At 40.5% G+C, this 12,729-nt stretch carries 9 protein-coding genes; 3 read left to right on the top strand and 6 right to left on the bottom strand.

What is annotated here, in order from left to right; translation table 11 throughout:
- Both PE36_RS22630 and PE36_RS22625 read left to right on the top strand, forming a co-directional pair.
- Nucleotides 1-1,494 (top strand): methyl-accepting chemotaxis protein (locus tag PE36_RS22630; protein WP_006034449.1); only part of this gene is annotated, 1,494 nt, incomplete at its 5' end.
- A gap of 223 nt (nt 1,495-1,717) precedes the next feature.
- The gene (locus tag PE36_RS22625; RefSeq protein ID WP_043994996.1) at nt 1,718-3,631 is read left to right on the top strand and encodes a methyl-accepting chemotaxis protein; all 1,914 of its coding nucleotides are present in this window, start codon (nt 1,718-1,720) and stop codon (nt 3,629-3,631) included.
- 65 nt (nt 3,632-3,696) lie between these two features.
- Here PE36_RS22625 and PE36_RS22620 read toward each other — a convergent pair whose 3' ends face one another.
- Entirely contained in the window at nt 3,697-4,221 is a 525-nt protein-coding gene (locus tag PE36_RS22620) for a cysteine hydrolase family protein (protein ID WP_006034447.1), read from the bottom strand.
- 202 nt (nt 4,222-4,423) lie between these two features.
- On the opposite strand from PE36_RS22620, the gene PE36_RS22615 reads away from it, so the two are divergent.
- Nucleotides 4,424-5,362, top strand: coding sequence for a GlxA family transcriptional regulator (locus PE36_RS22615; RefSeq protein ID WP_006034446.1), 939 nt, complete (start codon nt 4,424-4,426; stop codon nt 5,360-5,362).
- A 93-nt stretch (nt 5,363-5,455) separates the two neighbouring features.
- On the opposite strand, the gene PE36_RS22610 is transcribed toward PE36_RS22615, so the two are convergent.
- The 5 genes from PE36_RS22610 to PE36_RS22590 form a co-directional block, all read right to left on the bottom strand.
- Nucleotides 5,456-6,229: an EAL domain-containing protein gene (locus PE36_RS22610; protein ID WP_006034445.1), complete on the bottom strand. Its 774-nt coding sequence runs from the start codon at nt 6,227-6,229 to the stop codon at nt 5,456-5,458.
- Between the two features lie 189 nt (nt 6,230-6,418).
- Complete coding sequence (locus PE36_RS22605) at nt 6,419-7,882, bottom strand: diaminobutyrate--2-oxoglutarate transaminase family protein (RefSeq protein WP_043994995.1); 1,464 nt, start codon at nt 7,880-7,882, stop codon at nt 6,419-6,421.
- Between the two features lie 53 nt (nt 7,883-7,935).
- Nucleotides 7,936-9,120 (bottom strand): carboxynorspermidine decarboxylase, encoded by a 1,185-nt coding sequence (nspC, locus tag PE36_RS22600; protein ID WP_043994994.1) that lies wholly within the window; start codon nt 9,118-9,120, stop codon nt 7,936-7,938.
- 2 nt (nt 9,121-9,122) lie between these two features.
- Entirely contained in the window at nt 9,123-10,340 is a 1,218-nt protein-coding gene (locus tag PE36_RS22595) for a carboxynorspermidine synthase (protein ID WP_006034442.1), read from the bottom strand.
- A gap of 112 nt (nt 10,341-10,452) precedes the next feature.
- Nucleotides 10,453-11,994 (bottom strand): aspartate aminotransferase family protein, encoded by a 1,542-nt coding sequence (locus PE36_RS22590; protein WP_006034441.1) that lies wholly within the window; start codon nt 11,992-11,994, stop codon nt 10,453-10,455.
- Nucleotides 11,995-12,729 lie beyond the last annotated feature (735 nt).

Below are 12,729 nucleotides of genomic sequence, written 5' to 3'. Positions count from 1 at the left end.
ATTACCGACATTTATAAGCATTCAATCTCTGGTGAGTTAATTATTAGCATCGCAGAACCATTTTATGAAAACGGTCAATTCAAAGGCGTGCTATTGGCTGACATTAACTTAAACATGCTTGAAGATATGATCAATAAATCTGCATTCTTTGGGGCAACTACGAGTCTGTATGATATAAATACCATGACAATCGCATCGACGAATGAACGAGAAGTTGTTGGTGAAAAAATGCAGTCTTATAGTAATGCTTACACTGCGCTTCAAAGAGACATATTTCAAAATAATACGGGTACATTTCAATTAGTTATTAATGGTATTGACCAAATTGTTTACTATAAAACGTTACACTTAGATGATAAATCAAGCTGGAAAATTGTTGTTACTATTGATAAATCAGTACTCTTCTTACCTGTTCAAAACAGTTTGAATAACGCGATCATAATAAATGTACTACTTGTCATTTTTGCTTCGGTTATTATATTTATCGCCCTATCACGCTTATATCGTCCTATTTTGGCTTTAAAAGCAACTATCTTTGACTTAGCACAAGGGGATGCAGACCTAACACGACGCTTAGATGTGAATAGCCGTGACGACCTCGGACAGATTGCTGAATCAGTGAATGCATTCGTCAGTAATCTACAACGCATGATGTTAGAAATATCGAAGTCAACTGAGCATATCTCAATGGGTGTTGAACAACTAAAAGCCCAAACAGAGCATAACAATACGGTACTCATCGAACATGCGAGTGAAACAGACCAAGTTGTTGTCGCGGTAACTGAAATGAGTTCAACCGCCGACAGTGTAGCCCAAAGTGCCGCACAATCAGCCATATTCACACAACGAAGTGCCGATGAAGCATATAAATCAAAAGCGGTTGTCGAAGGTGCTGTGCACGGTGTTGCTGACTTAGTTAATGAAGTTGACGCAATGGCGCTAAACATTCAAACTATGAATGAAGACACCCATAAGATCAGCACTGTATTGAGTGTTATCGGTGAAATTGCAGATCAAACTAATTTATTAGCGCTAAATGCCGCAATCGAAGCAGCTCGCGCCGGTGAGCAAGGCCGTGGGTTTGCGGTAGTCGCAGATGAAGTACGCACACTTGCAGCAAGAACACAGCAGAGCACGTCCGAAATTAACGAGATGCTTGCACGTCTACGTAACGGTGCAGACATGGTTGTACGCGCGATGGATATTACCAAAGCAAGCTGCCAAAAAACGGCTGTCACAACGGCAAGTGTTAATGATAACCTCGATTCAATGACCGAGTCAGTGATGCAAATCAATGATCTAGGCATCCAAATAGCAACAGCGGCAGAAGAGCAAAGTTCAGTAACCGAAGAGATAAATCGTAATATGACGATGATCCAAGGCATGGTTAATCAATTAACTGAAAATGGCGAAAAAACCATGGGCAGTACGCGTAATCTAGCAAGTTGCAATGAACAATTATTGGCCATCGTTAGTCAATTTAAATTAAAGTAACCGCAATATAAAATATCAATCTTTATGGCACTGCGCAGCTGTAAAGCTTGACCTTAAATAATAGTTAAGCATTTAATGCCAATATTGGCGCTATAAACACCCATAAAACCCTACCCGCACTTTCATGTGAATGATAGAATATAAAAAATTGCCTTTAACTAAATATACATTGGCAAATCAGCTAAATAGCAATAATTTTAACCATTAAAGGGTATAAATACACGTGGATTTTCTATCAAGTTTTAAAGGGAGAATAATATCTGTCATTATTCTCCTGTTAATAACAACATTAACTATTTCTAACTTCTTTTCTTACCGCCAGTTATCTTCTTCGATGTCGAGTAATATCAACGATTACTCTATATTAAAAGCTGATACCACATCGGAAAAAATTAATACTTGGTTCCAAACCATTAAAGACGGGTTGATTGCAACGGCACCCGATTTTTCCCAAGCACGTAGTGACGAACAGATACACTTAATGGTACGACAAATCACCGCAGCCACTAAAGCCAGTGACATAGTGGTTGGTTTTGCCGATGGCCGCTCTTATGGCGCTGCAAGTGGGAAACGAGATTTAGCTAGTTATGATCCCCGCACGCGTGATTGGTATACCCTTGCTCAACAAAAACGCAGTACAGTTGTAACTGCAATGTATAAAGATGCACTAACAAAACAATTACTTATTAGTATTGCGGCCCCGTTTTATAAAAATGGCCAACTTGAAGGTGTACTGCTTGCCGATATCGAGTTAGGTGTGTTAAATGAGATGGTTCGTGCATCTGCATTTGCCAATGCAGTAACAAGCTTACACGATAACCAAGGTACTACAATCGCGTCAACAGAGCGGATCCGCAACCCAGGACAAAGTAAGTTATCTGACGATATGGGCTATGCGCAACTGCAACAAGAGATACTCAGTAAAGATGAAGGTGTAACAAACTTCACTGTTAATGGTGCAGATAAAGTGAGTTACTTTGAAAGCATTAAACTTGATGACTCAATGAGCTGGCATTTAGTCATCACCATTGATCAGTCAGCACATTACGCGACAGTACAAGAACTATTAGAAGAAAGCGTATTAAGCGCCCTACTGCTTATCCTTATTGCATCCGCTATTGTATATGCCGCACTTAATCGATTATACCGTCCAATTCTGGCGTTAAAAGCGACAATTGTAGACCTTGCCCAAGGCAATGCTGATTTAACCCAGCGTCTAACTGTAAACAGTAACGATGACTTGGGCCAAATTGCAGAAGCAGTGAATCGATTCGTGAGCAACTTACAAGAGATGATGTTAGAGATATCACAATCAACAGACCATATCTCAGCAGGCATTGAGCAACTTAGAACGCAGACTGAGCACAATAATACAGTACTAATCGACCATGCTAGTGAAACAGACCAGGTTGTTGTAGCGATAACAGAAATGAGTTCAACCGCTGACAGCGTTGCCCAAAATGCGGCACAATCTGCAACCTTTACTCAGCAATCTGCAGACGAGGCACGCAAATCAAAAACGGTTGTAGAAGGCGCAGTGCACGGTGTTGCTGACTTAGTTAATGAAGTTGAAGCGATGGCACTCAACATTCAAACAATGAATGAAGACACCGATAGGATCAGCACTGTATTGAGTGTGATTGGTGAAATTGCAGACCAGACTAACTTACTGGCATTAAATGCTGCGATTGAAGCAGCCCGCGCAGGTGAACAAGGCCGTGGTTTTGCCGTTGTAGCAGATGAAGTTCGAACTCTTGCAGCACGCACACAGCAAAGTACCTCTGAAATTAACGAGATGCTTACACGTTTACGCAATGGCGCTGATATGGTTGTTCGTGCAATGGACATCACTAAAGCCAGTTGTCAGCAAACAGCGACGACCACGGCAAGTGTTAATGATAACCTAGATTCAATGACTAACTCTGTCATGCAGATTAATGATCTTGGTATTCAAATCGCAACTGCTGCTGAAGAACAAAGCTCAGTAACGGAAGAGATCAACCGTAACATGACCATGATCCAAGGCATGGTAAATCAACTTACCCAGAACGGTGAGAAGACCATGGACAGTACACGTGATCTAGCCAGTTCAAATGAACAGTTAGTTGCGATTGTTGGTCAGTTTAAACTGAAATAAGTACAAAAATATAAAGAATAAAAACCACCTTGAATAGCTTTAAGGTGGTTTTTTATTATCTGCAATTATACAGCAAACGCTTCTGCTGCGGCTTTCTGTGAGACTCGATTCGACATCCCTGACAAAGCAATGTTATGAACCATTTCATCGATGGTTGTACAGCAATCAGTAATCACGATAACATCATATTTATCGGCTGCTTTTGAAATTGCTGTGTGCGTTACGCAATTATGCGTCATCATCCCACAAATTAATAACGAGGTAATACCTCGCTCTTTTAACAACCCTTCTAAATTAGTTTGTTCAAAACTATCTGCAAAAGATTTAACAACAATAGGACTTTCAGGTGCGGCTTGTAAAATGCGAGGATCTATTTCGATCCCTTTAGTGCCTTTATTAAAAAAAGGAGCTGGCGTATCAAAGACATGTTGTACATGAATAATATCGACCCCGTGAGATTGCGCTAATGCCATCGCCGATAGTGTATTTACGACCGTTTCTTCAGGCTGCCATAATGGATATGCTCCACCAGGGAAATAGTCTTTTTGGATATCGATTACTAATAACGCCGTTTTATTTACAATTGTCATCACTGTCTCTCTTATTTAAAGTCGGTATTGGAAATAATAATAAATCCGAAACCGCTGATTATAGTTAACGTTTCATGTGACAAATTATGTCGTAAATATGAACGAACCATAAGAGTCACAAATGACATAATTATGGTTAAAAGTGACAACCATTGGAAATACATGCTATAAAGTAACGAGCTAGGTAATCGAAGTATATACCATGACAGATAGACAAATTACAATCACGATTCTTGCTTATCCGGGGAGTATTAAATCCGCACAATATGGCTTACAGGAAATGTTCGAACTTGCTAATCAAGCTTGCAGTGAACAACATATTAATGTTCAATTTGACACTAAAATAATGCAAGTTTCGGATATTTCAAACATTAATAATGTAACATTTGATATAGTTATTTTACCCCCTGCCAACAGTAATCACTTTTACCTTAAGCCAGACAATGCCGTATTAATCTGGCTATCAAGACAACATAAACAAGGCGCGGTCTTAACTTCTGCGTGTGCAGGAGCCTTTATTCTCGCTGAAACAGGATTAATACAAACACAAAAAATGACGACACATTGGAATCTTGAACCCGATTTCAAAACGATGTTTCCGAAAGTAACGCTCGAAATCGAAAAAATATTGATTAATGAAGGTAATATTATTACCGCTGGCGGGATGATGTCTTGGCTAGACTTAGGCTTGGAACTTATCGCACAATTTTCTCATCCCAGTGTAATGAGACAAATTGGTAAAATGTTAGTCGTCGATACAGGCCAGCGTGAACAGCGATACTATCAACAATTCAACCCGCCGTTCAATCATGGTGATATCGTCATTCTTAAGCTGCAACAACACTTGCAACAAACTTTCATGATAAATACAACGATCACAGACCTTGCACTCCAATGTAATCTCACTTCTCGTACTTTTCTACGTCGATTTTACAAAGTGACATGTTATAAACCAACAGAATATATTCAGCGTCTTAGAATACAAAAAGCATGTGAATTATTAGAAACAAGTCGTTATTCTTTTGAGTATATTGCAAATAAAGTAGGATATGAGGATACGGGTGCCTGTCGAAAGATATTTTTTCGTATCATAGGGTTAACGCCTAAAAACTTTCGTCAACGTTTTATGAAAAATAGCTAAATAATAAAAAATGCACCTACAAATTTCCAAAGATGTATTTATACTTAAGTTATGTAACTTGATAGGCCCTTACTTATCTTAAGGGCCGATGTATTAAAGGCCGAAACTCGGTGCAGATACAAATTGTTGTTTAAATAGAAAGCCTTGTACATAATCAATATTTAATGCTTTTGCAAATGCCAGATCCTCATCCGTTTCAACCCCCTCCAAAATTGTTTTCTTTCCGGCCTCTTCAGCGTAAGAAATTAACGCTTTAATTAGCAGTAGAAAACTTGAATTGTGTTTATTCAATACCACAAAACGATCGAATTTTATAAAATCAACTTGCTCTAATACTGCGGTCGAAAGCATAGACTGTTCATTACAGATATCGTCAAGCGCTGTCCTTATATTATATGACGCCATAAGCTTGATCATGTTCAGGCTCATTTTAGCATCGTTTATTTCAGAATTTTCAATTAACTCGACAACTATTTCATTATCCCCATGTTCTAAAAACAATCGAATGAAAGGGTTTAATTCCGTCGCCATTACCGACTGCTCAGCGACATCGTCACCATAAGCAAAATAGGAGTCTTGATCTAAATTAACGAATAATTTGAAATTTTTAGGGGCATGTTTAAGCTGTAATTTTTTCTGTGCTAATTCCACCTGAAATAATGATAACGGATTATGATGCAAAGCTTTATATACGTGATCAGGGGGAATTGGATTGTTTGCTTCGTCATAAAAGCGAGACAAAGCTTCATAAGCAAAAACCTCAAGTGTTTCAACCGCAATAATAGGCTGATACTCAACACCATAATTCTTTGCTTTTAATATATATAGTAGTAGTTTAGGTGGTAAAGTTGACGCTATATTAGTCAAATCTGTTAACTCTGGCTTAAAAACGATTTAGTATACTAACACCATATGTTAATAATTCTCAATATCACTACCAATGGTTAGCTCAAAAAATGACTATTAAATTATAAAAAAGGCCTTTAGTTCAGAACTAAAGGCCTATTTATTCATGGTTATACTCTTAACCAACTAACCAACTAACCAACTAACCAACTAACCAACTGAGTTTATCGCATCTGTTAAAATAGCAACAACCACATCAATTTCTTCTGGTTGGATGATGAGTGGCGGTAACATACGGATAGTCGAACCAAAACGGCCGCCTAATTCGATAATCAAACCACGACGTAATGCCGCTTGTTGAATTTCTTTCGCACGTTGCCCATCTTGTGGCAAGTTACCCAATACATCACGTTCGCCATTAGGATCAACAATCTCGATGCCTAACATCAAACCACGGCCGCGCACATCACCGATAACGTTACTGTCAATCGCTTCTAGATCATGTTTTAACTTAGCGCCCATTGCACCCGCATGTAAATGCAGTTGCTCTTGCGCAAGATGACGCATAACCACCAACCCCGACGCCATTGCCAACTGGTTACCACGGAATGTGCCCGCGTGTGCACCAGGGTTCCATTTATCAAAGTCATTATGATAAATAATCGCGGCTAATGGTTGGCCACCACCTAGCGCTTTAGAAACTACAATCACATCCGGTTCAATATCGGCATGTTCAAATGCAAATACTTTACCTGTACGACCCATACCCGCTTGAATTTCATCAATGATGAGTAAAATGCCGTGACGTTTAGTGATGTCACGTAAGCCTTTAAGCCAAGTAGGATCTGCGGGCAGTGAACCGGCCTCGCCCTGCACTGCTTCTACGATAATAGCGGCAGGTTTAGCAACACCCGATTCCGGATCTGTTAGCATGGTCTCTAGTTGATAAAGACTGGTCTTAATCCCTGCTTCACCTAGGCCATAAGGGCAGCGAGGTGCATACGGGAATGGCATAATTTGCACATCCGCGCCCGTCATACTCAGTGCCGATTTCGGCCCTAAGTTACCCATCATCGCTAACGCGCCATGCGTCATGCCATGATAAGCACCAGAGAATGCGAGAATTGAACGACGACCCGTGGCAATTTTAGCTAACTTCAATGCCGCTTCAACCGCATCGGAACCGCAAGGGCTACACATTTGAATACGTGCATTGTCAGCCATATTACCCGGTAACAAACCCAATAATTGAGTCATAAACTCATCTTTTATCGGCGTCATCAGATCTAGCGTTTGCATTGGTACTTCTGATTGCACCGCTTCAATCAAAGCTGTTGTCACATCTGGGTGACTATGGCCAAGCGCTAACGTACCAGCAGCAGCTAAACAATCAATAAAGATCTGTTGTTCAGTATCTTCAACAAAGATACCTTGACCGCGTTTAAGCGCAAATGGCAAACGACGCGGATAACTGCGAGCATTTGATTCACGCTGTTCTTGGCGTTGTAAATAGCTATTAGTCGCCAGCACGCGTGCAGGCTGACTAAGAAACGAAGTCAGATTTAACGCAACAGGCGCTGGTGCGCGCGTCACTGGTTTATCGTTATTCATTTCTGTCACATAATTTAAAACTTCGCTCACGGCGTTTCCAACCTTCTTTGATCTTTTATTCATAATTGCCACCTTGTGAAAGGTATCAGTCATATTGTTACTTACACTTGGCAAGATTACCCTTGGCCCAGTGTCGCCTTGAAATCCTGATAATTAAATTGATTCAGGGTTTCTATTTTACCTTCAACACGTTCGCCATCAACGCCACCACTACCAACACGCTTATAGTAGATACTTGGCATCTTTAGGCCGTTAAACCAGTTCAGTTTCACCATGGTATAACCTGCTGAATCTTTGATGGTTAAACGATCGCCAACTTGTAATGGTTGTGGAAAATTGGCTTCACCAAATATATCCCCAGCCAAACATGAACAGCTGCCAATAATATAAGGGTGCTGACCATCTTCAGTTGCTTCAGCAAAACTCGCCGGTTCGTTATAGATAAGCGTATCTAAACGGTGCGCTTCGGTTGCACTGTCAACAATCGCAGTTTTCTTATCGTTTTCAACAATATCGAGTACCGATACAACAAGGTCTGTGGTATCTGTAATAACCGCTTCACCCGGTTCAAGATATAATTGTACTTGGTGTTTTTCAGCAAAGGCTTTAAGTGCTAATGCTAATTCTGCCACCGGATAGCCAGGATAAGTGAAAAACAAACCGCCACCCAGACTCACCCAAGAAACTTGATCCAAATGTGCTGAAAACTGTTCTGAAATAGTAGTCAAGATCTTGTTATAAGCAACAAAGTCTTTATTTTCACAGTTCATGTGGAACATCAAACCATCAAGTTTAGCCACTGTTTCCGCAGTTAACCCCGCTTGTTTAACCCCTAAACGAGAATAAGCACGCGCGGGATCGGCAAGATCCTGTCCTGCATAGCTCACTTCTGGATTGATGCGTAAACCAACACTGCTTGAAGCGGGCAACAAAGGCTGCATACGCTCAAGTTGTGATACCGAGTTAAAAATTATTTTATCGGCGATATCACGCACAGCAATGACGTCATCTTCGCTGTAACCCACGCTATAAGCATGTGTTTCACCGGGGAATGTTTCGTGACCAAGCTGTACTTCGTACGGGCCACTGCTGGTTGTACCGTCTAGGTATTTACTGATAGTGTTGAATGTTCCCCAGGTAGAGAAACACTTCAACGCCAACACCAGTTTCACACCAGACAGATCTTTTAACTGCTTGCAGATCTCAAGATTACGCAGCAGTTTATCTTCATGGATCATGAAATAAGGGGTTTTCAGAGGCGTGCTAGACACCTCTGTTTGCATAGCTTTAGCAGCCGGCATTATTAGCATTCCAACTCTTGAACTTCCCACGTTAGACCAATGCGAGGCATCAAGTCTAAGAAGTCATCAGGGTTAAGCTGTTCTACATTGAACAAACCAACGTCGCTCCACTTACCTTGGAAGTAAAGTAATGCTGCAGTGATTGCTGGCACGCCCGTAGTGTAAGAAATCGCTTGATGCTCAACTTCTTTGTATGCTTCTTCATGGTCGCAGATGTTGTATACGAATACGCTACGTGGCTTGCCACCTTTCGTACCACGTACCCAAGTACCGATACATGTTTTACCTGTGTAACCAGCAGCAAGTGACGTTGGATCCGGTAAGATCGCTTTCAATACTTTGAGTGGTTCAACCGTAATGCCGTCAGTTGTTGTAACAGGTACTTGGCTTAATAAACCAATGTCACGCATTACGTTGAAGTAGTTTAGGTAGTTATCAGAGAAACCCATCCAGAATTCAATACGTTTTGCAGGAATGAATTCTGCTAATGAACGTACTTCATCGTGCGCCATTGAGTAAACTTTTTGCTGACCAACAACTGGGAAATCAAATTCCATTACACGGCTGTGGCAAGGCACTTGGTGCCATTCTTTGTTTTCAAAGTAGAACGAATCGCCTAAGATCTCTAACATGTTTGTTTCTGGATCAAAGTTAGTTGCAAAGCGTTGACCGTGATCACCCGCGTTTACGTCCATTACGTCGATACTATCGATTTCATCAAACAAGTGCTTGTAAGCATACGTTGCGAACACGCTTACTACGCCAGGATCAAAACCAGCACCAAGAATACCTGTGATACCGGCTTTTTCGAAGTCTTCACGGAATGCCCATTGTGGATCGTAAGCTTCTGGTACTTGCTGACCTTCACTACATAGATCCGTTGCTACAGATGTATCTAGGTAAGCCGTTTTCGTTGCTACACAAGCTGCCATGATTGCTACGTTAACCCACGGAGGACCAGCATTGATGACTAAATCTGGATTTACTTCTTCAATTAATGCAATAAGTGCTTCTTTGTTATCAACGTTGATTTGACGTGATACTAAGCTACGGCTCTTGTCTTTTAAGTTGTCACGGTTGTGCACACTAGTGATGATCTTGTCACATTTAGCGATTGTACGTGATGCGATAGTGATATCACCAAACACGTCATTGTTTTGTGCACATTTATGCGCAATAACCCAACCAACACCACCAGCACCAATTTGTAATACAGACATATCTATTCCTTAAACTTATTCTTTTTTGTTATTTATTAAATGGCTGGTTTATTCGAGAAACACCAACCACTGTTCTATTTGTTTTTCGTTATTCAGCACTGCTTATTTGCTATCAATTATTAACATAAGCTTGCTCTGCAGCAAAATCAGCAATCTTGGTAAACAAGCTTTCAAAATCACTTAACTGCAAGCATGGATTCAAAATCGTCAGTTTTAGACAGGTATAACCATTGATTTTGGTTTCGCCTAATACGGCTTGCCCTGCTGTTAACAGATCTAAACGTAAACGTTGATTGATCACACTGATTTCTTCTTCATGCTCAATCGTGACGTCGTTGTTTGTAGATAGATGGTTGTATCTAAACAACACGGTACTTAATTGCGGTTGCGCTAACAGTTCAAACTTGTCCGTTGCTGTTACTAACGCTGCTACATCTTGCGTTAAGCTAATGAGGTGATCGTACATCGCACCAAATTTATCTGTCCCCAAGGCTTGCATAGACATCAGTAATTTTAACGCATCAAAACGTTTAGTCGTGGCAATGGATTTATCCACCAAGTTTGGCAGTTCATCCGTTTCACGATTTAAATAATCGGCATGATGCAGCAAGTATTTAAAATTGTGTTTATCGCGGATCAATAATGCGCCACAGCTAATCGGCTGGAAGAACAACTTGTGGAAGTCGGTGCTAATCGAATCAGCTAACTCAATACCCGCTAAACGGTCTTTGTGCGAGCTTAAGATCAATGCGCCGCCATATGCACCATCAACGTGGAACCACATGTTGTGCTGTTCGCTGATAGCCGCAATGGCTTGTAGATCATCAATCGCGCCAAGGTCGGTTGTACCCGCAGTACCAACAACGCAGAACGGGATCAAGTCTTGAGACTGTAGGTCAGCAATCGTTGCAGTTAGCTCGTTAATGTCTAAACAACCAAACTCATCAGTCGCTACAGTAACTACAGCGCGTTCACCTAGTCCCATTAACGATGCTGACTTTTGCACTGTGAAGTGACTTGTTTGTGAACATAAAATTCGTAATTTTTTAGCGTAACTTGGTAAGCCGTCTTTTTGAACGCTCTCACCCGAGATCTTCTCTACCGCACGATCACGTGCTAATAATAGTCCCATTAAATTACTTTGCGTACCACCACTGGTAAATACACCATCAGCGCCATTATTTGTCGCTGACTGTTCCAGGTTATAACCAAATAGTTCACATAACCAATCTGTCATTTTCTGTTCTACGTAAGTAGCAGAAGACGCTTGGTCCCATGAATCCATCGACTGGTTTAATGCCGAAATAATCGTTTCAGCAGCAAGCGCTGGAATTAACGGTGGCGTATGTAAATGCGCAATACAGTGTGGGTGTTGCACAATAATTGAGTTTTTACCAATGAGATTAACATTGTTTGAAATGATGTCAGCCAAGGATGCAATCGGCGCGTTACCAATTGGCATCGCCATGATCTGCTCATTCAACTGCGCAGGTTCAAGCCCTGAATACGGCGCGTCAATAGCGGTAAACATCGCTGATAACTCGCGTGCAGAATGCTCGATAGCGTTAAGGTAATGCGGCTGAGCATTAGGATCTAGATGTATAAAAACATCTGACCAATCGTTATTTTGTTTTGGATTTTGGTTTTTCATCATTCTTCAAATTTTAAATAAAAAAATGCGTATTCGAATGCTTAATCGCGTCATATATGACAAGTAAAACAAGCGAACAGATAAGCTGCGTTAAGCAACAGATAGAAAATTCTAAATTTTAGGCAAAGCGGTAAAGCGCTCGCGCTAATCAGAGATCAGAAGTACGGTAGGGAAATTTGAAATGTGTGATTAATGGTTTGTATCACTGTATTTTAAAGTCCATATAAAAGAAAAATAATCGAGCGGGTCGATTTAATGACGGCAATGTAATTTAAATGTAATCGAGATGCAAGTATTTTATCTCACGTTAATATAAATTAATCTGTAAATACAAGCTGGTTTGGTTATATCAACTATAAATATAACAACATATAGGTATATTTAATACGTTCTAAACGTTAAAGGTTGGCACTTTAAAGTAACTAGCAAGATCAAAAGGCGTTGTGGTGGAAACTAAGTGATTTTTAATCCTTACTATCAATCTGCTAATTAAAAGCTATCGTTCTGTTAATTCAAAACTAATCAGCGCCTCTGTTTCAGTACTGATCCTGCTTTCCTGGCCATTAATAATAATGGCCAGTTTGTGACAGCCCAAATGAAACACACGGGTGCTGATCACTTTGAAACTTTGATGATCAGGATTTAATCGTATTAAGTTTCTCAACAATTACCTTGGCCTGGTCTTTACCATGCTGTTTTAAAGCATTTATGTAATCCGACTTTAGGAAAGCCCCATCA

This window comes from Moritella sp. PE36 (assembly GCF_000170855.1).
Classification (GTDB): domain Bacteria; phylum Pseudomonadota; class Gammaproteobacteria; order Enterobacterales; family Moritellaceae; genus Moritella.
The sequence above is the reverse complement of the archived record's forward strand: the minus strand, read 5'-3'. Positions and strand labels throughout refer to the sequence as shown.

Bases quoted from the DNA above. Each gene is read 5' to 3' on its own strand.
- PE36_RS22615 (WP_006034446.1), top strand. From the start codon at position 4,424: ATGACAGATAGACAAATTACAATCACGATTCTTGCTTATCCGGGGAGT.
- PE36_RS22605 (WP_043994995.1), bottom strand. From the start codon at position 7,882: ATGAATAAAAGATCAAAGAAGGTTGGAAACGCCGTGAGCGAAGTTTTA.
- PE36_RS22595 (WP_006034442.1), bottom strand. From the start codon at position 10,340: ATGTCTGTATTACAAATTGGTGCTGGTGGTGTTGGTTGGGTTATTGCG.
- PE36_RS22590 (WP_006034441.1), bottom strand. From the start codon at position 11,994: ATGATGAAAAACCAAAATCCAAAACAAAATAACGATTGGTCAGATGTT.
- nspC (WP_043994994.1), bottom strand. From the start codon at position 9,120: ATGCCGGCTGCTAAAGCTATGCAAACAGAGGTGTCTAGCACGCCTCTG.
- PE36_RS22620 (WP_006034447.1), bottom strand. From the start codon at position 4,221: ATGACAATTGTAAATAAAACGGCGTTATTAGTAATCGATATCCAAAAA.